The following is a 19,641-nucleotide window of genomic DNA, read 5'->3' as shown; positions in this document are numbered from 1 at the left end:
CTGCGCTTATCTTCTGCCGGAGCTATACTACTACATCGGTACCTGATACCGATGCCAGTTGCGCGTGCTCTACTCCTGCCCTACAGCGCAATATGCTTCCTGCACAGGCTCTACCGGCTATGTCATATCTTATCAATTCGAAATCAAGCAATGAAAAATACTCTATATATTACACTCCTGGTGCTGTTTGGCATTCAAACAGCCTGGGGACAGGGTTGCGTGGCGGTACGTCACATGAATACATCATCCTCGACCATGGGGGTCACTTCGGCCGATCTGTTTAAGCAAAGACACGGTCAGTGGCAGATCAATACAGGCTATCGCTACTTCAGGTCGTTTCGTCACTTCCGTGGCGACCATGAGGAGAAAGAGCGGATCGAGAATAATACTGAGGTAGTTAACCTCTCCCACTCGCTGGACCTAGGTATTACGTACCAGCCCAATATGCGATTGTCGTTTTCGGTGAATCTGCCGGTAATCTACAACGACCGCTCTTCGCTGTATGAGCACTATGGCAATAGTACTACCGCCAATCCTGAGCAGAAGCGTTTCCATACCTATTCGCAGGGTGTTGGTGATTTGCGCATTTCGGGCAACTACTGGCTCATTAATCCCATGAAACTACCTAAGGTCAACTTTGCCCTGGGACTGGGTGTGAAGCTGCCAACCGGCAACCCACGGGTGGAAGGCGATTTCCACCGCCTCAATCAGGAAAAGCAGGATTATACCATTCGCAAACCCGTAGATCAATCTATTCAATTGGGTGACGGAGGTGTAGGCTTTAGTCTGGAAGGCCAGGGATACGCTCAACTAGGCGATCATACTACCTTCTATGTGAATGGATTCTACCTCTTCAACCCACGTGAAACGAATGGTGTAGTGCGGAATCCTGGTACTACCGTAAGCCCTATTGATGGTACTTTCTCGGTAGCCGATCAGTTTGCTGCCCGCTTGGGCATTAGCCAGTCTCTTCCGGTAGTACCGGGCCTGTCGTTGATGCTGGGTGGACGGGTTGAAGGTATCCCTGCTCACGACGCCATTGGTGGAAGCGCCGGCTACCGTCGTCCGGGCTACATTGTATCGGTTGAGCCGGGCGTAGCCTACATGACCCAGAAATTCTCGATAGCCGCGACCGTTCCCGTTGCTCTGTACCGCAACCGTATTAAGAGCTACGCCGACCGCCAGGACCCAACCGGACAACGCCACGGTGACGCCGCCTTTGCCGACTACCTTGTCTCAATAAGCATGTCCCGCTGGTTCTAATCCACCTCTACTATCCATCTATTTTATTACCTATTAAAAATGAAAGTAACGACTACCTCTATATTTATCCTGACCCTGCTGCTTATGGCGGCAGGTGCTCAGGCCCAGATGCCCCACGACGTGATCTACATGCCTCGTAAAACCACCTGTCTGGCTCTGAACTATGGCCATAGCAGCTGGACGGAGTACTGGGAGAACACCCTCAAGCGCGAGAACCTGAACATTGGTACCCACACTACACAGATGGCCATGGCTATGGCTGCCGTAGGCATTACCGACCGCCTCAACGTAATCGCAAGCGTTCCCTACGTCTGGACCCAGACCAGCGCGGGCAACCTGATGGGACAGAAGGGATTCCAGGATGCTTCACTATGGGTTAAGTACAAGGCTTTCGACAAGAAAGGCCTGTCGCTGCACGGAGTAGTGGGAGGATCTATCCCGCTTACCAATTACGTACCTGACTTCCTGCCGATGTCCATCGGTCTGCAGGCCCGCACCGCTACCGGCCGTATCATTGCAAACTACTCCCATTCCCCCACCGGCCTCTACCTGACCGGCCACGGGAGCTATTCGTGGCGTAGCAATATATTCATCGACCGCTACTCTTACCAGGCCGACGGACGCCTGTACAGTACCAATGAAGTACGGGTACCCAACGCCATTGATCTGGGAGCACGCCTGGGTATATTGAAATCAAAGTGGCAGACCGAAGTATTCGCAGAGCGCTTTGCCTGTGTAGACGGAGATAATATCCGGCGCAATGATATGCCTTTCCCTACCAACAAGATGGAAATGACTACCATCGGCTGGTACGGTAAAGTACAGCCCCGCAACATCGGCGTCAGCGCCCGGGTAGGCTATGTGGTAGAAGGCCTGAACGTAGGCCAGAGCATGAACTACTCCGTTGCGTTTTTGTACCAGTTTAACTACTAACCTGCTAATCAGAACCTCACAATGAAAAAGTATTCATTCCTTCCTCCGTACCGGACCTTACTGGCAGGGCTCCTGGCCATCACTACCCTATCCTGTGACAAGACCATCCATGAGCCTGTTATTCCGTATTATATCCCCACCAATCTTGATGCCAATGCCGGTACCTGGAAAACCTACGTACTTGCTTCACCCACCGAGGTGACTGTACCCGCTCCCAGTGCCACCACCTCAGCCGAGTACAAGGCTGAGCTGAGTAGTCTTAAGCAGCAGTCTGCCTCGCTGACTCCAGAGCAAAAGCAAAAAGTAGAGTACTGGAGTGCCGGTGCCGTGTACCGCTGGAACGAAATAGCCCGCGAACTGGCCGCCCGCTACAACCTGCCTCCTGCCTCTGGTCCGGATGGTAAGTACCCGGTACCTGATGCCGCCAATCCACTGGCTGATCCTAAGTTTCCGTTTGCCAACCCACCCTATACAGCTCGTGCGCTGGCGTACCTGAGTGTTGCCCAGTATGATGCCTTGGTAACGGCCTGGCACTACAAGTACAAGTATAACCGTATGTCACCGGCTCAGGCAGAGAGTTCGATCAAGGCTGCTCTACCGGTATCTGGCATCCCTACGTATCCGTCTGAGGATGCCGTGGTAGCCTCTGCTTCGTTTGCTGTTCTGAAGGCGATGTTTCCCGGTGAAGTACCTTATCTGGAGGCAAAGATGAAGGAACATCAGGAGAGCCGCCTGTGGGCTGGTATGAACGTACAAAGCGACCTGACCGCCGGAGCTGAGCTAGGCACCGCGGTGGCAGCCAAAGTAATGGGCCGGGCCAGAACCGATGGTATGTCCAGCTCCAACAATCAGACTCTGACGGCTGGTATGATCGAAAACGCTAAAAAACTAGGTGTAACCGAGCCCTGGGTAACCCAGGAGACACCGGGCCGCCCCCCTATGCTACCGGCTTACGGTCTGGTTACTCCCTGGAACTTTGATAAAGCTACCGTAGCCAAACTGCGCCCCGAGGCTCCACCGGCTCTGGGTAGTGAAGAATTCAAAAAGGCCCTTGACGAACTGAAATCTATCCAGAAAAACCAGACGCGTGAGCAGGCTCGTATAGCCAACTACTGGTCCGATGGAGTGGGCAGCTACACTCCTCCCGGCCACTGGCACCGCACAGCGGCTAACGCCGCACACGACGCCCGGTACAGCGAAGTACGCATGGCCCGTACGCTGGCTCTGGTAGGTACCGCTCTGATGGATGCCGGCATCTGCTGCTGGGACGTGAAGTTCTGGTGGTACTACCCACGCCCGCAGCAATTCGGACTGAAGACTTCAGTGGGTACACCTAACTTCCCATCCTATACGTCGGGCCACTCTACCTTCTCAGCGGCAGCGGCGGAGGTACTGGGCCACATCTTCCCGGCGCAGGCCAAAAAATTCAGTGATATGGCGGTAGAGGCTTCCAACTCGCGCATGTACGGCCTTATTCACTACCGCTTTGACTGTGAAGTAGGACTTAAGTGTGGAAAAAATATTGGTAGCTACGCGGTAACAAGAGCTAAAGCCGACGGCGCCGGTAATTAATCATCGTTTTCTTTACCCGTGACGATCCCCTTAAACGAACCCAGGATTGACTGCCAGATCAGGTTAAAGAAGGAATCCGTAGGCTGACGGTCGATCGTCGCCTCCCCCACCCGAGGCGGTTTATTACCCGAAGGGTTGTTGTTCTTGATAAAGAGTCCGTTGAGCAGGTTGGTTAGAAAAGATCTTTCCTTCAGCTCTCCGGACTCTTTATCCTGCTTCAGCACATCTACTTTCAGGTTGTTGTAATGCATCTGGGTAATAATGTGTGACCGGTAGCTATTCGCCTGTATTTTAAATTGCAGCATATTCAGGTCACCCGATTCTACACTAGCCTTTGCCAGTGCCCGTATCACAGGGTTTACGTGGGCTATTTTGAAGTTACGCATGGTACCTCCACAATTAAAGGCTCCATTATTTGCGGCCAGGTTAAAGTTAAAGTAGGCATCAATCCGGCTTTGACCCATAAAGCTGGAATACGCCCGCACCCGGCAGTAGGGACGCTCGGCAATGGTAGCGGTATCGTTGGTAAGGTTAGTGATAGTACCTCGTGTGCCTGTAAACTTCACTACGCCGCGAAGGCCGGTCTTATCGCTTCGTTCACCATAGTATACTTCCGTACCCCTGATCCGTACGGTGTCAAAGCGTACTACAAATTTAGCCTGCTTTAGTAGCTGGTGGGGATATGTACCCATTTTACTCTCTTTGGGGTCAGGATACCTGCGGTCCCGGTACACATCCATCAGCCCTTTGTCCACCTCCAGTACTTTTGCAAACAACTGCTGCTGCATCAGAAACCGGCGGACATCGACCCGTCGGGCTGTTATATTCTCAAATCTGAAATCATACCGGTCTTTGGATATGCCCAGTACCTTTGAAAACTGATCCTTACCGTACCGGGGCTTATAATGAACATTCTGTACCTTGATCGTACTGTCTCTGGACGAGAGCTCAAGCTCCTGCATATTAAATGTATACTGATCATTGCCCGGATCAAGAGTTAGTCCTTTCAGGCGTATCTTTATTTGCTGCGAGAACATGATAAGGCTTGTATCCTGGGCGGTTTCTTCATTGAGCAAAAAATCAGAAACATCCACATACAGCTCCTGCAGGTGATTTTCCTTCGACTTTTCGCCATTATTGTTGATGTAGGTAAAATCCACACTGGTGAGGCTGATCCGGTCGATCTGGATGGACTTGAGTACCTTACTGATAATCTGGTACGGCGACTTCTTGGGACGATCAGTATTATACGGCTTCTTGTCAACGGCCAGGGTCACGTACGGGCTCTCTATCAATATCTCATTTATCGAGAGTGACTTAAAGAGCAGGAGTCTCAGGATAGATACCCCCTCCAGACGCAGGCTTTCTGTTCGCAGACTGGCTACCTGGTCCGGGGCCTTCTTCTGTTCCACCAGTTTTTGGTAAATAGTCGAGTCTGAGCGGAGTACTACATCGCTTACCTCGGCATTGCCCAGCAGTATGTTGATTGAAAGATCATTGTAGTCAATAGAATAGAGCCCGTCGGAGGCTTCCCGTACAGACTCTTTTAATGAAGAATCCAGTTGATTCTTAAAAAAACCAGGCAGCACCCACGAAGCCAGTAAAACCAGCAGTACAATCCCCCCCACAATCCCAACTGTCCATATAATCCATCGTTTTGAAACAAGCCGTTTGAGGTCACTCATGAGGTTCAGTACAGTAGATAAGTTATAAGCATGGGCAAATACTACTAAAAATTTTATGCCATTAGTACAATTTGTTCACAACGGCTCCCTTCTACCTATACGTCAGAGAAGCAGACCAGCTCCTCCTTTGCCAATGCACTCCGAATGCACGTAGCATTTGTGCCAGCAGGTGTATACGAAAAATAAATAACAGAATACTACTACCGGATACGAGTGATGCGCACAATAAAAAATGGCCCCGTAACCTCTATTATAGCGGTTACTGAGGCTTTTAGCAAAAGAAATGAAGCTAAAAAATTGTATTTTTGTACTGATAATAGATCTACTTTCCAACCATTTAGACGCTAACTGAATCTTAGTAGTACAGAAGGCTCCTGAACAGAAAACAAAGCGTAGGATTTTGGCTAAATCATTACCTCTTTTTTCTGCTACTGATCCTTACAGCTAGTTAACCCTAAGAACAGAAAGCGTACGAAGCACCCCTACCTTCGATGACATTGAACGAGCAGGAACTGGTGAACGGCTGTCGTCAGCGCGACCGACTCGCCCAGAAGCGTCTATACGACGTTTTTGCGGGGAAGATGTTTGCTATTTGCCTGCGCTATACCAAAAACCGCCCTGACGCCGAGGATGTATTACAGGATGCATTTATCAAGATCTACGAAAACATTGACTCCTTCCGGGGTGAATGTCCGCTTGAATTCTGGGTACGCTCGGTAGTGGTAAATACAGCGCTGAAACATCTGCGTAAGCAGAAACACTTGATGGAACTTGATGACGTACATACGCAGGACAATCACGTAGCTGCTACCGAACTGACGCTTTCGAGCTTTCAGTGGCAGCAGCTGATGGGCTTCATACATGAGTTGCCTACCGGTTGTCAGACGGTGTTTAACCTCTACGCCATAGAAGGATACCAGCATAATGAAATAGCCCAGATGATGGGTATATCAGAAGGAACATCGAAGTCGCAATACGCAAGAGCGCGTATGTTGCTTCAGCAAAAACTAAGTAAAGAACAACGGTTCGACGATGAATCAGTCCGAAAAACACAACTTTGAGGAGGAGTGGCGGAAAGCCCTGGATGAGGCTTCGGTACCTCCGCCGCCTTCGGTCTGGGACGCTCTGGAGGCACACCTCGACCAGCAGGAAAAGAAATCTGCACCGATAGTACCCCTGTGGTGGCGCTCGCCCCGGCTGTGGTACGCAGCGGCGGCAATAGGCGCCCTACTGGTGATAGGTCTGCCCCTGCTGCTACGTCTGGACAGAAACGCGCAGACTAACCTGCCTACTGTAGCGGTGGATAAGGGAGGCTCTGCTACACAGGATCAGCGAATGGCGGAGTCGGCCAATCAGCCGGCCGATGCCGATAGCAGCCCGCGTACCACAGGTGAAAGTACTGAGGCAGCTGCCCCAACGCAGGAGCCCCGGTATGCCGCCCAGGATCAGGTAGCCGCAAGCCGGAAAGTCGGTGGAGAGGGAACACGTCCTCTTGCGCAGGAGCCAGCTACTTCGCCTTCCCTGGCGGCCAATTCGCGTCGCACCGAAATTACTGACCAGCCGGAGCATAATAGCCAAACCACTACCCCTGCCCAGAGCAGATCAATGGCCGCTGATGCAGCTCCTGATACCCGTATAGCCATAGTGGAGTCAGCCCGTTCCGTAGAACCAGTTGCTCTGGGAGACCTTCAGGTGGAGGCCCTTTCACCCCGGGAGTTCCGCGAACTACCCGTATATACGCAGAAGCGCTATGTATTCTTCCGGTACGATGCTCCGGACGATACTCCTCTTACTCCCCCCACCAAGCCTAAGGAGTACTGGGCTGGTGTAGGACTGATGCCCGCCTCTTTCAATCCGGACGTGAACGTCACCTCACCGCCGGCCGCATTTTCGGCCGCTAATGCTGGTCGGCAGTCGCTTTCCAGCTCGAGCCGGGCCGGCCTGTCGTACGCCCTACAGACTCAGGGTGGTATGAAGCTCTCGAAGCACTGGTCTATCGAGACAGGAGTTAGCTACCTGCAGGGCAATTCTACCTTTGTGAGTGACGGCTACGTACTGGATGCTATGTCGAACCGCAGTGCCAATGTGCTCGAAAACGCACTGATGGCGAGTTCATCCGGCTCTCATCGGGCGGCTAATGATAAGTCCCAGTTCGGAGCACCGTCCAGCGCGAATGAGATGGCCGCCATATACATTGACCTGGATCAGCAGACACGCAATGACTACCGCTTCCTGCAGCTGCCGGTACATGCTGGCTATACCCTCAATCCGGAAGGCAAACTCAGCTATACGGTACTGGGGGGCATGGTAGCTAATATGTTCCTGCGCAACGATCTCGAAACAGCTCCCGGCTATACCCTTACTACCACCGCCAGCGACGGTGTGTACCGCAACCTCAACTGGTCGGCCGCTACGGGCGTGCGGCTCAACTACCATCTGTCGTCGCACTGGACGGCCAGCCTCACCGGCTCCTACCAGAAAGCGCTCTCGACGGGGATACGCAACAACGAAACCATCTCTACCCGTCCGCAGCTATACGGACTGGGATGGGGAGTCCGCTATTTATTTTAGATTTTTTGGGTAAGGCTTCCAACCCTGAGCCCGCCAGCCGAATCTATATAGTATCAAATCCACCGTAACAGATAGGTGTATAATCCATATAATGTAAACGCTTAAAATATCTGCTAGCTATGAACAAAGTACTAACCACAGCTGCCCTGGCGGCAGCTATGCTTACAGCCTCGCTGAGCGGATGTAACAACGACGGGAACACTCCCGCTCCTCCGGTAAGCAAGGAGGTACATATACCGGCACGGGTAGCAGCCAGTACTACTGATTTTGCCTTTGATTTCTTCCAAAATCTGCAAACTACCCAACCCGCCGGAGAGAACCTGTTTGTGTCGCCACTGAGCCTGCACATTGCCCTGGGTATGCTGCTCAACGGAGCCGAAGGCGAAACAGCCCAGCAAATCCAGAAAGCGCTGAAAATGGAGGGGCTGACGCAGGCTGATCTGAATCAGGCTTATAAGACCCTGATGGAAGATCTTCCACAGGCTGATCCGAGTGTGAAGCTGGCTATGGCCAACTCGGTATGGTACCGCAATGGCTTCCAGGTCGAGAACAACTTCCTGGACGTGCTGCGCCAGTCGTTCAAGGCAGAGGCATTGGCTCAGGACTTTAATAGTCCCGCTACCAAAGACCGCATCAACCAGTGGGCCAGCGACAACACCAACGGCAAGATCAAGAAGGTAATAGAAGAGATCCGTCCTGACCACGTCATGTTCCTGCTCAACGCGCTGTATTTCAAAGGCGACTGGAAGTACCAGTTCGATCCCAAGCAGACGACCGATGCTCCTTTTACCCTGGCTAATGGCAGCTCCAAGAACGTGAAGATGATGTCGCTCCAGGAGGCTTTTCGCGTAGCCCGGACTGAAAAATACTCAGCGGCTCAGCTCCCCTACGCCAGCGGGCAGTTTAACCTGACGCTGCTCATGCCGAATGGTGATGGCACCGTCGATGATCTGATCAAGAACTTCGGCCCCAGCGACTGGAGCAGCCTGCAGAACAACCTGCTGCAGGAGAGCAAAGTACTGGTAGGGTTGCCTAAGTTTACGCTGGACTACGAGGTGGAGCTGAACAAGACACTCCAGCAGATGGGTATAGAGAAGGCGTTCAGCACCCAGGCTGAGCTTGACAAAATCAGCAAAGCCGAACAACTGGCCGTAAGCCTTATCAAGCAGAACACCTACCTGGGTGTAGATGAAAAAGGCACCGAGGCCGCCGCCGTTACCTCCGTTGGGATAGTAGTTACCTCCATGCCTCCATCGTACATATTCGACCGGCCGTTTGTATTCATCATCAGCGAGAAAACATCCGATACCATCCTCTTCATGGGACGTATCATGAATCCATAATCTGAGTATTCCTAAGCACAGTTTTCATTCACTAGTAATAAGTACCTTAGTCAAATTTAGCCATGAAATTATTCAAGAAGTTCCTGTTCATCCCTGCTCTGGCAGTAGTAGCCTTACTGGCTTCCTGCGAAAAAGAAGATGTTGTAAAAGTAGATAACCAACTGGCCGGTACCTGGCAGCTGGATGCCATCACCTACGGCCTGTCCCAGACTACCGTCCGCGGCGCTCAGCTGCCTTACTCTGAGAAGCTGGAGTTTTCGGGTACTACCTACACCGTCACCCGTGACGGAAAAGTAGAAGATACCGGACGCTGCTATACCGGAGAAAGCCAGAAAGAAGCGCCTTATAAAAACGCTGTCATTTATCCTGATGATAACAGCTATCAGGCATACGAGATATCAGAGGGCCGTTTGTACCTGTACGAACGCGGTACACAAGGCTCGGTTGTAGCCGACGGCTCTGTCTACGAGTACAAACGTCAGTAGGTTTCTGACGTTTTCGGGGTGCGTTATCGTCCGGAGGCTCTGCTTTCGGACGATTTTGTTTGTATCCGTTCCAACCTTTCGTGTACACCAGGGTCTTTAAGGCGTAGTTTATCCATCTGTTACTCAAAACCTAACCTGCTATGAAACCCGTACCTTTACTACTGCTACTTACACTACTGATGACGGGGCTGTGGTCCTGCAATGACCGCTGCCAGGAAACCCGCGTAGTGAAGCGAATGACCCCTGTAACTGTATCGCTCATGGAGGTGCGCCGGAGCCTGAAAACCGAAGCTCCCCGTGCGCTCGAGCATCCGGGTAAGATCTACATCAAAGGCAACTACCTGCTCATTAACGAAATCAAAAAAGGCCTGCATGTGATTGACAACAGCAATCCGTCGGCACCGCGCTTTGTCTCTTTCATCAATATACCCGGCAACGGCGACATGGCCGTACGCGGCAACATCCTCTACGCCGATAGCTACACTGACCTGGTAGCGCTGGATATTACCGATCCGGCTAAGCCGCAGGAAGTGGGACGGGTAGACGAAGTATTCAAGAACGGGCAGTTTGAGGGAGCCTGGTGGAGCTACAACGAATCGGTTGGAGCCATCAACGACCAGAAGGTAGAGTACATAACAGAAACCATCAGCACCAACTGCGAGGAAAACCCGATCATGCCCGAGATGTGGTGGCTGGGAGGTGCCTGGCGTATGATGGATGCCGCCTTCTCCAGCGCCGCCGCCCCATCAGCCGCTCCTGGTAGCAGCGACGGCAAAGGTGGCTCTATGGCTCGCTTTGCCCTGTACAACAACTTCCTCTACACGGTCGGACAAAACAACCTGCACCTCTTTGATATTTCTAATCCGTCCAAGCCTACCAGCTACTCCACCGTCAACCTGGGCTGGGGCATCGAGACCATCTTCCCATACAAGGATAAGCTCTTTATCGGCTCCAGCACGGGCATGTACATCTACGACAACAGCAACCCATCTGATCCGAAGCAGCTGTCGGTATTCCAGCACATGATGGCCTGCGATCCCGTAGTAGTACAGGATAATGTGGCCTATGTTACGCTCCGCTCGGGTACTACCTGCCGCAACGCCCAGAACCAGCTCGACCTGGTGGACATCAGTGATCTGACGCGCCCGCGCCTCATCAAGAGCTACCCTATGCAGAACCCGCACGGACTTAGCATTGACTTCCCTACCCTATACCTCTGCGAAGGCAAGTACGGCCTGAAGACGTTTGATGTATCGGATCGGTTTGCGGTAGATAAGAACATGCTGTCGCACATGAAGGACATCGATGCGTACGACGTGATCTCGCTGGGTAAGACGCTCCTGATGGTGGGCAAGGATGGCTTCTACCAGTTTGATGCTACCAATCCGCGTCAGCTCCGTCAGATCAGTAAGATACCAGTCGGTGAAAGTAGCATCTAAGGCTTCAAAACAGATACTTACTTATGAAGAAGCTACTTTCTCTGTTTCTGATCATCCTGTTGGCGACGGGTATGTCGCTGGCCCAGGAGGCCCCCTTTAAGCGCCGCTACGTCAACCACACCGAGCTGGGCGGCCTGTTCGGGCGGGTAAAGTACCTACCCTACGCCGGAGCTACCCAGGTAGTGGAAAACCGCCTGAACCTGACCCTGCAGACCTTCAACGGGCTGCAGCTCAATCCACGGCTGGCGGCCGGACTCACGACCGGCCTCGACTGGTATACCGCAGCCCTGATTACTCCCATAGCCGCTGGTGCCCGGTACGATCTGGCGGCTGATCGTAATGTACGTTTCTTTGCTACAGCTGATGCCGGGTATGGACTGGTATGGTTTCATGAGGACAATGATGGATTCCGTACCCGCGGCGGTATGATGCTGAATCCCGGCCTGGGCCTGCGCCTGGGTAGCCCCGACGGAGCCGCCTTCACCATCACCCTTAGCTATAAGCGGCAGGAAGCATCTGTCTCCAAGCCTCCTCTCTGGGACCAGACCGAGCGCCACGAAACCCGCGAGTATAACCGTTTGTGCCTGCGCCTGGGTATTGCATTTTGATAGCTGTCAGGTGTTAGAAGAATCAGAAGTCAGGCAATAGTTAAAAAAGTATGCAGAGATTAGTTACAAACCTTGCTCTTATATGCCTGCTTTGCTTCACCGCCTTCCGGTGCGAGCAGGAGGACTTTATCATAGATGCTCCGTATAGCTGTAGTCCCTCCGGGGGTATGGAAGGTACCTGGCGGCTCCAGGCTTACCAGCACATAGACAGCCGCAAACTGGAAGAAGATCCTGAGCCTAACGGACGCGGCGTAGTACTTACGTTCAAAGAAGATGGGGATAAGGGTACTATCCAGGGGCATACCGTAGCAAATCAGGTAGGCGGAGGCTATCAGAAAGCCGATGCCTGCCAGCTTCTGAACGTAACCTTTGGCGGTACCAAAGTAGCGGAGCCCACCGCGTGGAGTGCCAAAGCCTGGACCGCCATGAACAGCGCCACCGGTTACGAGATATACCGCAACAAGGGGCAGAAGGATCAACTATCTATCTTCTTCAATAACCGCAGCGAAAGGATGATATTTGTGAAGCAGTAAAGGTGATAAAGGAGGAAAGCAGGAAAGTAGTTAGTCAATGGTCACTGATAATTGGTCATTAATCAACTCCTTTCCTCCTTTCTTACCTTTCCTCCTTATATATCAACACCTCAATAGTACCGTCTGCCTTGACGTAACCGCGGTACATCCCTTCGGAGTTGAAGGGCATGGCGATATTCCCCTGGCGGTCCAGCGCGATAAGTCCGCCTTCGCCACCGCGTTCCACCAGCTTTTTCATCACTACCTCATCGGCCGCCTGCTGTACACTCAGGCCTTTGTACTCCATTAGCGCCGATACGTCGTAGGCTACTACCGAGCGGATAAAGTACTCGCCGTGTCCGGTAGCCGATATGGCGCAGGTGTTGTTATTGGCATAGGTACCTGCTCCGATTATAGGCGCATCACCTACCCGACCGTAGCGCTTGTTGGTCATACCTCCGGTAGAGGTACCCGCCGCCAGGTTGCCGTACTGGTCCAGCGCCACGCAGCCTACTGTACCGAATTTCTTACCCTCGGTAAAGATCAGGTTCTCCTGAGGCGTTACGGCTCCGGTCTTGGGGCTTTTCTTTACTTCCTTTTTTTCTTTTTCGGTATGATCCAGCTCTACCTTCTCCTCTTTGCGAGCCCGTTCCAACGCTTTGTAGCGGGCTTCGGTATAGAAGTAGGAAGGATCAACGATTTCCAGTCCCTGCTTTTCGGCAAATAGCTCGGCTCCCTTCCCGATCATCATTACGTGCGGGGAGTTTTCCATAACGGCTATAGCCGCCCGAATGGGATTCTTAACCGTAGTAACGCTGGCTACGGCTCCGGCCATCAGATTCTTACCGTTCATCACGGCCGCATCCATTTCGTTCTTGCCTTCGTTGGTAAATACCGCTCCTTTACCCGCATTGAATAGCGGAGAATCTTCCATGACCCGCACAGCCGCCTCAACGGCTTCCAGGCTGGTACCACCCTGCTTCAGAACCTGATGTCCTTTCAACAACGCCATGGTGAGTGCTTCTCTATAGGCTTTCTCCCGTTCGGGCGTCATGTTCTGGCGCGTAATAGTACCCGCGCCGCCATGTATCACCAGCGTGATCTTGTCTTTATAATCCTGAGCGAATATGGTAGGTGTTGTCATCAAAGCTAACAACGCACACAGCAGTAATTTTCTCATAGTTTAGGTAAATAGTTTTACCAAAGCTACATAAAAACCGGGAAAGCAGAGGACATGAAGAGGCAGTGTAACTACGTAAATTTAGCAGCTATGTCTACTAGAAGAGGTTTCTAATCTAACCCCACGCCAGCGTCTCGGCGAAAACGGGAGCCTCCGGCTGCCTGACCTGTACAGTTTCTTCCAGTTCCTTTACAAACAGGTAGTTTCCCTCCCGGTGCCACTTCCGGAACTCAGCCTGCGGACTGCGGTAGTAGGGCATGAAATCAGTAAGTACCGACAGGTCAAATGTACGGGAGGTGGCTCCCGCACCGGCCAGTACCCCATCTACGGCGTTGCAGGCCTGCTCAAAGTGCTTGGGCACGGGCACCATCAGCACGGGCTTGCCCAGGTACATGGCCTCACATACCGACTCAAATCCCGCCGTAGTTACTACCGCCCGACAACCTTTCATGAAGCGCAGGTACTTGGAGCCATTGATCCGGTGGAAGGTCAGGGTATCGTCTACGACTACCTCCTCAGCGGCATCCGCTTTGTCCCAGAAGCAGTGTAGCTGTACCTCCGGATGCTCCCGATGCCACGCCAGTATCTGGCGGCTCAGGCTGTGGTGTGTCATGTACACGAGCAAATAGTCGCCACTAACAGGCTTTAGTTGCTGTACTTCGCGGCGGAGCAAGGGAGGAACGATGGTAAGCGCGGGGGAAGTACTATCAGCCATCGGGCGGAATGACAGAGCCAGCCTTTTCAGGGCTCCCAGAGCCGTAAGTCGGGTATTGAAATTAACGATCCGGCGGTCTAGCCAGCTGTTTTTGGGAAAGTGAAACTGAGGGTGGAGTAATAGGTACTGGTGTGCGATACATACCATGGGGATACCGGGCCGGTAGGTAGCGTTGTAGATGCCGCCGAGTACTTCGTAGAAATTGACAAGTACCTCCGGCTGATACTGCTTCACCAGCTCGTGTATTTGCCGCAGGCTCTTTGTATAGGTACCTGCGCGGGCAGTGTGTGTACGTATGGTCTTGATGATATTGATACAGCCTTTGCCGCTGTCATAGATCAGGTTGGGGCTGGCAAAGGTATGAATGGGCGCTTTGATCTGTTCTACAAAGAACTCGGGCAGCACACGCCCCTCGGCAGTACCCACCAACACCGCTACTACCTGGTGGCCTGCTTCCTGCACCATTTGCCTCAGAGCCAGCGCCTGGGTAAGGTGTCCCCGGCCTTCTCCCTGTACAAAAAAGACGATCTTCATAGGCAGGGCTTTGATGTTTTATGTTTTACCTATCTGAAAAAACTCCGTACTGTGGGAGGTACTTCCCCTGCTTTGCTAGCCGTAAAAGCCGCTATGACTTCTTTACGGCCAAAAAAATTAGAGATGGATTTGTCCTCTTCCTCATCCTCTTCTTTATTCTCCACGGCCTCATTATAGTACAGCAGGCTCCAGTTGCCATCAAAATCTTCTACCAGCGCACTCATCGACTCCACCCAGTCACCGGAGTTGAGGTACATAATATCGTCCTCCATCTCCCGGATCACGGGCTGGTGAATATGCCCACAGATAATGCCGTCGCAGTGGCGTGAGCGGGCAAGTTCCGTCAGTTTTTCTTCAAAGTCGGATACGTAGTTGACCGCCATCTTGACCCGCTGCTTGATCCGCTGCGAAAGCGAGTAGTAAGGCTTTCCCTGCCAGGCGCGGTAGCTATTGTAGAACTTGTTGAGCCACAGCAGAAAGGTATAGCCTACATCGCCCAGATAAGCCAGCCATTTGAAGTGCGTCGTTACCGAATCAAATACATCGCCGTGGGTAATGTAGTAGCGGCGGTTGCCGGATTTGAGTATGTAGTCCTTCCGGATCTGGAACTTCTTCCCGAACCGGAGTGGGATGATCTGATCCAGGAAATCGTCGTGGTTGCCCCGCAGATACACCACCTTCGTACCATGATCATCCATCATCTTAAGGACAGCCTTGAAGAACCCCGTATGCTTCCGCTTCCAGGTACCGTACTTCTTCAGTTGCCAGCCATCAATAATATCCCCGTTCAGGATCAACCTCTTGCAGGAATAGTATTTCAGAAAGTGGGTTGCTTCTTTGGCTTTCGAACCATTGGTCCCCAGATGCACGTCTGAAATGACTATGGTCCGGAAATGCGTTTTTTCTTTCATGATACAAAAAAGCAGATTTACTATTACCTGCTTATTACTTACACGTTATGAAGACTTTAAAAATGGAATAAAAAATTGTCAAAGTAGTAATATTCCCATCATTTGTTTGGTCAGGAGTGGCATCAGCAGGTACCGTTCTTCCCGTCCGGGTACCATCCATCCAGGTCGGGGGCATCCAGTCCTAATCTGTTAGGCCACTGACTTCGAATGTAGTATTGTGATATCAAAATACTATCACTTACGACGATGACAGAAAAAGAATTACGCTCGCTTTCCGGCTATGTGCTCTTTGCCATAGGCCTGCTGATGTTGCTCGGTGGAATAGCTCTTACGGTGATCGAACAAATTGGAACCGGTGCTGTGGTAGCCTTTATCGGCCTGGTTATCCTGATTGGTCTGTCGGTGATCAATCCCAATGAGGCCATTGTGACTACCTTCTTCGGTGACTACATGGGTACCATGCGCCAGACCGGACTACGCTGGGTCAATCCGTTGTTCCGGCGGCGGAAGATTAGTCTGCGTGCCCGCAACCTGAACGGACAGAAACTGAAAGTAAATGACAAGCTGGGTAACCCTATCGAAATAGCCGCCGTAGTAGTATGGCGTGTAGGTGATACGGCCAAAGCTTCGTTTGAGGTCGATGACTATGTGCGCTTTGTCGAAATTCAATCAGAAGCCGCCGTACGCCATCTGGCGGGTGCTTATGCCTATGATATTATGGACGAGGAGCAACTGGAGGAAGTAACCCTGCGCGACAGCACCGGCAAGATCAATGCGATGCTGGAAGGCGAACTCACCGAGCGCCTGAGCCGGGCTGGAATTGATGTACTGGAAGCCCGTATCAGCCACCTGGCCTATGCGCCCGAAATAGCCGGTGCCATGCTCCAGCGCCAGCAGGCCTCGGCCGTAGTAGCCGCCCGCCGGCAGATCGTGGACGGTGCCGTGGGCATGGTAGATATGGCCCTGGCGCAACTATCTGAAAAAGGCATCGTGGAACTGGACGAGGAGCGGAAGGCCGCTATGGTCAGCAACCTGCTGGTAGTACTATGTAGTGATAAAGCGGCGGCCCCCATCGTGAACGCCGGTACTCTATACCCCTGATATGGCCGAAAAAAAAGCCTTTGTACTTCGGGTAAGTCCCGAGATGCTCAAAGAGCTGGAAAAGTGGGCGCAGGAAGACTTCCGGAGCGTCAACGGGCAGATTGAGTTCCTGCTGAGCGAAGCGCTAAAAAAGCGCAAACGCGCGGATGGGAAGGGTAAGGAATGAGATTTGTATGAACTTCTGTACCCCTCTTGCAAACGTTTGGCGGGCACGGAGGTTAGTACTATTCACAGCTTTTTATATTTTTGTTAAAAGCATCTGCCGTATGAAAACCCAGTTTGAATACATAACTGCCGACCCAGCTATTTTGGGTGGTAAACCTATTATCAAAGGTACCCGAATTAGTGTACAGCTTGTCCTGGAATGGATTGCTAATGGTTCTTCGGTTGAACAAATTTGCCAGGAGTTTCCGCATCTGAAGCCCGAAGCGGTTCGGGAGGCCATTTTATTTGCCGCTGCTTTGTCTAAAAACTCCGGCTTTATAGATATTGAGCTGGCTGCCTGATGCTACTGAAAGATTACCCGTTCATTGCTGACGAGAACATTCCTCCTCTTGTTGTCAGTTTTCTTAGGAGTATTGGTACTGACGTATTTGACATAAAAGAAGAAGGTATGGCCTCTACCTCAGATGCTTCTATTATTGAGTTGGCCATAGATAAAGCAAGAGTTATTCTGACTCAGGATAGTGATTTTGGCACCTTATTTTTCAAGAAAAATATCCGACCCATAGGTATCATTTATATTCGTCCCGGCCATGTTCGCTCCACTGATTTAATAAAATTACTAACTATACTTCTGGAGAAAGAACTGGATGTCAAAGTACCTTTTATCATTGTGGCAGAACTTATGCCTGATAAAGTGAAAGTACGGGTACGCGAAATGTAGGCAGGTAGTTTACCTACAACTCCTTATCTTTGCCCCTGACAAACCGACTACCCCAAGATGAAAATAGATCGTGAAACCTTACATAAGATAGCTCACCTGGCGCGGCTGGAAGTGAAGCCCGAGGAGGAAGAAGCCCTGCTGGCCAGCATGGAAAACGTGCTGACGTGGATGGAACAGCTAAATGAACTGGATACGCAGGGAGTAGAGCCGCTGACGCACGTAACGGGTGAAATCAACAACTGGCGCGAGGACGTAGGACTGAACCGCCTGACGCGGGAACAAGCCCTTTCCAACGCGCCTAGTCAGGATGGCACCTACATCAAAGTACCTAAGGTAATTGAATAAGATACCTATATGATAAGGCGACAGCCCGCCCGGATGTGACCGGGCGGGCTGTTATACTTTTATATTAAACTGATCCGCATCCAGATAGGCCGGAAACTTCTCCCGGTAAGTTAGCAGGGGCGACTTATCGATCCTGACTACTTTCGCGGCCTCGGCATCGCCCAGGTCGGTGATGGGCTCGCCCAGAAAGTCAATCATCTGGGTACCTCCAACGTGCTCTACACCATTGCCATCCGCTCCTACCCTGTTCACCCCGGCTACGTAGCACTGGTTCTCGATGGCGCGGGCGCGTAGCAGCGTCTGCCAGGCGTAGGCGCGGCGGGCCGGCCAGTTGGCTACGTACAGCAGCAGGTCGTAAGGCTCAGACTGGCTATTGCGGCTCCACACCGGAAAACGCAGGTCGTAGCACACAAGCGGACAGATCCGCCAGCCCTTCCACTCCACTACCAGTCGCTGGGTACCGGCCGTATAGGTATCGTGCTCCTGCCCCATCCGAAACAGGTGGCGCTTGTCATATACCTCATAGGTACCCTCGGGGCGTACACACAGCAGGCGGTTGTAGTACTTGCCATCTTCCTTAACGGCAAAGCTTCCTACTACCAGAGCCTTGGTCTTGGCGGCCATTTGCTTCATCCAGCGCGTGGTAGTCACGTTCATAGCCTCGGCTACTTTGGAGGCATTCATCGAGAAGCCGGTGCTGAACATTTCGGGCAGCACCACTACATCCGCTGGCTCGGGCAGGACCGCGATCTGCTCTTCCAGCATTGCCAGGTTGGCGATGGTATCTTCCCAGTATAGATTAGCCTGCAGTAAGGCTACGGCCAGATTTTCTACGGATTCACTCATACGCGTAGTAGTAGTATTTATCGTAAAAAAGTACCCCAGGCAGATGGCTCTGCCTGGGGTACATGATCAGGTATATTATCGGCGGTTGGGGAAGCGCATCCGGTAATCTACGTCCACATTTCCCTTGGCTATATCGTTAAGTTTCTTTTTGAGTAGTTGCTTCTTGAGGGCAGGCATATAGTCCGTGAAGAGTTTGCCCTGCAGGTGGTCGTACTCGTGCTGGATAATACGGGCCGCCGTACCATCGTACTCCTCCACGTGCTCGTTCCAGTCGAGGTCGCGGTAGCGGATCTTCAGGCGCTCAGGACGGTACACATCACCACGAATACCGGGTATACTCAGGCAGCCCTCTTCGAAAGGCCATTCGTCACCGTCTTCTTCGAGGATTTCAGGATTGATAAATACCTTTTTGAAGCCTTCCAGAGAGGCGTCTTTATCCTCTTCGTCCTCTCCTTCGTTAAAGGGAGTACCATCTACTACAAATATCCGGATGTTAAGTCCGATCTGCGGAGCCGCCAGTCCTACGCCCGAGGCCGAGTACATGGTCTCGTACATATCCTCTGACAGTTTTTTCAGATCCAGTTCGTCTTTATCGATAGGGCGGGTTACTTTTCGCAGAATGGGGTCTCCGTAGGCTACTATGGGGTAAATCATTATATTAGGTACTTAGTTGTTAGGTTGTTAGCTATTAGGTTGTAAGAAGTTAGCTTCT

21 protein-coding genes are annotated in these 19,641 nt (G+C 51.9%); 15 read left to right on the top strand and 6 right to left on the bottom strand.

Features of this window, described 5'->3' with window-relative positions; translation table 11 throughout:
- Positions 1-150: 150 nt before the first annotated feature.
- From JTN23_RS23495 to JTN23_RS23485, 3 genes are read left to right on the top strand one after another with little or no spacing between them, the layout of a single operon-like run.
- A complete protein-coding gene (locus tag JTN23_RS23495) occupies positions 151-1,263 on the top strand; it encodes a hypothetical protein (protein ID WP_247237525.1) in 1,113 nt (370 codons plus the stop codon).
- 39 nt (positions 1,264-1,302) lie between these two features.
- A complete protein-coding gene (locus JTN23_RS23490) occupies positions 1,303-2,196 on the top strand; it encodes a hypothetical protein (RefSeq protein ID WP_247237524.1) in 894 nt (297 codons plus the stop codon).
- A gap of 21 nt (positions 2,197-2,217) precedes the next feature.
- Positions 2,218-3,768: a vanadium-dependent haloperoxidase gene (locus JTN23_RS23485; protein ID WP_247237523.1), complete on the top strand. Its 1,551-nt coding sequence runs from the start codon at positions 2,218-2,220 to the stop codon at positions 3,766-3,768.
- On the opposite strand, the gene JTN23_RS23480 is transcribed toward JTN23_RS23485, so the two are convergent.
- Positions 3,765-5,453 (bottom strand): AsmA family protein, encoded by a 1,689-nt coding sequence (locus JTN23_RS23480; protein WP_247237522.1) that lies wholly within the window; start codon positions 5,451-5,453, stop codon positions 3,765-3,767. The genes JTN23_RS23485 and JTN23_RS23480 overlap by 4 nt on opposite strands.
- A gap of 491 nt (positions 5,454-5,944) precedes the next feature.
- Between JTN23_RS23480 and JTN23_RS23475 the strand changes: the two genes are divergently transcribed.
- The 7 genes from JTN23_RS23475 to JTN23_RS23445 all read left to right on the top strand — a co-directional run bounded on the left by JTN23_RS23475 (position 5,945) and on the right by JTN23_RS23445 (position 12,432).
- On the top strand, positions 5,945-6,514 hold the full coding sequence (locus JTN23_RS23475) for an RNA polymerase sigma factor (RefSeq protein ID WP_247237521.1): 570 nt from the start codon (positions 5,945-5,947) through the stop codon (positions 6,512-6,514).
- Positions 6,486-8,024, top strand: a complete 1,539-nt coding sequence (locus JTN23_RS23470; protein ID WP_247237520.1) for a hypothetical protein — start codon at positions 6,486-6,488, stop codon at positions 8,022-8,024. The genes JTN23_RS23475 and JTN23_RS23470 overlap by 29 nt, the downstream gene beginning before the upstream one ends.
- Positions 8,025-8,143: 119 nt before the next feature.
- Entirely contained in the window at positions 8,144-9,367 is a 1,224-nt protein-coding gene (locus JTN23_RS23465; RefSeq protein WP_247237519.1) for a serpin family protein, read from the top strand.
- Positions 9,368-9,429: 62 nt separating this feature from the next.
- Positions 9,430-9,852 (top strand): hypothetical protein, encoded by a 423-nt coding sequence (locus tag JTN23_RS23460; RefSeq protein WP_247237518.1) that lies wholly within the window; start codon positions 9,430-9,432, stop codon positions 9,850-9,852.
- A gap of 140 nt (positions 9,853-9,992) precedes the next feature.
- Positions 9,993-11,291: an LVIVD repeat-containing protein gene (locus JTN23_RS23455; protein WP_247237517.1), complete on the top strand. Its 1,299-nt coding sequence runs from the start codon at positions 9,993-9,995 to the stop codon at positions 11,289-11,291.
- Between the two features lie 23 nt (positions 11,292-11,314).
- On the top strand, positions 11,315-11,899 hold the full coding sequence (locus JTN23_RS23450) for a hypothetical protein (protein WP_247237516.1): 585 nt from the start codon (positions 11,315-11,317) through the stop codon (positions 11,897-11,899).
- Between the two features lie 50 nt (positions 11,900-11,949).
- Positions 11,950-12,432 (top strand): META domain-containing protein, encoded by a 483-nt coding sequence (locus JTN23_RS23445; RefSeq protein ID WP_247237515.1) that lies wholly within the window; start codon positions 11,950-11,952, stop codon positions 12,430-12,432.
- An 82-nt stretch (positions 12,433-12,514) separates the two neighbouring features.
- Here JTN23_RS23445 and JTN23_RS23440 read toward each other — a convergent pair whose 3' ends face one another.
- From JTN23_RS23440 to JTN23_RS23430, 3 genes are all read right to left on the bottom strand, one after another.
- A complete protein-coding gene (locus tag JTN23_RS23440; protein WP_247237514.1) occupies positions 12,515-13,591 on the bottom strand; it encodes an isoaspartyl peptidase/L-asparaginase family protein in 1,077 nt (358 codons plus the stop codon).
- 115 nt (positions 13,592-13,706) lie between these two features.
- Positions 13,707-14,840: a glycosyltransferase family protein gene (locus JTN23_RS23435; RefSeq protein WP_247237513.1), complete on the bottom strand. Its 1,134-nt coding sequence runs from the start codon at positions 14,838-14,840 to the stop codon at positions 13,707-13,709.
- 29 nt (positions 14,841-14,869) lie between these two features.
- Positions 14,870-15,751, bottom strand: coding sequence for a UDP-2,3-diacylglucosamine diphosphatase (locus tag JTN23_RS23430; protein ID WP_247237512.1), 882 nt, complete (start codon positions 15,749-15,751; stop codon positions 14,870-14,872).
- A gap of 246 nt (positions 15,752-15,997) precedes the next feature.
- On the opposite strand from JTN23_RS23430, the gene JTN23_RS23425 reads away from it, so the two are divergent.
- From JTN23_RS23425 to gatC, 5 genes are all read left to right on the top strand, one after another.
- Entirely contained in the window at positions 15,998-16,852 is an 855-nt protein-coding gene (locus JTN23_RS23425; protein ID WP_247237511.1) for an SPFH domain-containing protein, read from the top strand.
- A gap of 1 nt (position 16,853) precedes the next feature.
- Positions 16,854-17,018, top strand: a complete 165-nt coding sequence (locus JTN23_RS23420) for a type II toxin-antitoxin system antitoxin (protein WP_247237509.1) — start codon at positions 16,854-16,856, stop codon at positions 17,016-17,018.
- Positions 17,019-17,118: 100 nt separating this feature from the next.
- Positions 17,119-17,358 (top strand): DUF433 domain-containing protein, encoded by a 240-nt coding sequence (locus JTN23_RS23415; protein WP_247237508.1) that lies wholly within the window; start codon positions 17,119-17,121, stop codon positions 17,356-17,358.
- Positions 17,358-17,738: a DUF5615 family PIN-like protein gene (locus JTN23_RS23410; protein WP_247237507.1), complete on the top strand. Its 381-nt coding sequence runs from the start codon at positions 17,358-17,360 to the stop codon at positions 17,736-17,738. The genes JTN23_RS23415 and JTN23_RS23410 overlap by 1 nt, the downstream gene beginning before the upstream one ends.
- 57 nt (positions 17,739-17,795) lie before the next feature.
- On the top strand, positions 17,796-18,083 hold the full coding sequence (gene gatC, locus JTN23_RS23405) for an Asp-tRNA(Asn)/Glu-tRNA(Gln) amidotransferase subunit GatC (RefSeq protein WP_247237506.1): 288 nt from the start codon (positions 17,796-17,798) through the stop codon (positions 18,081-18,083).
- A gap of 51 nt (positions 18,084-18,134) precedes the next feature.
- Here gatC and JTN23_RS23400 read toward each other — a convergent pair whose 3' ends face one another.
- Both JTN23_RS23400 and def read right to left on the bottom strand, forming a co-directional pair.
- Positions 18,135-18,929, bottom strand: a complete 795-nt coding sequence (locus JTN23_RS23400; RefSeq protein ID WP_247237505.1) for an amidohydrolase — start codon at positions 18,927-18,929, stop codon at positions 18,135-18,137.
- A 75-nt stretch (positions 18,930-19,004) separates the two neighbouring features.
- Positions 19,005-19,583, bottom strand: a complete 579-nt coding sequence (gene def / locus JTN23_RS23395) for a peptide deformylase (RefSeq protein WP_247237504.1) — start codon at positions 19,581-19,583, stop codon at positions 19,005-19,007.
- Positions 19,584-19,641: the final 58 nt, after the last annotated feature.

Source organism: Telluribacter roseus (assembly GCF_017355915.2).
Taxonomy (GTDB): Bacteria; Bacteroidota; Bacteroidia; order Cytophagales; family Spirosomataceae; genus Telluribacter.
Note: the sequence above shows the minus strand (reverse complement) of the source record. Positions and strands in the feature narration are given on the sequence as shown.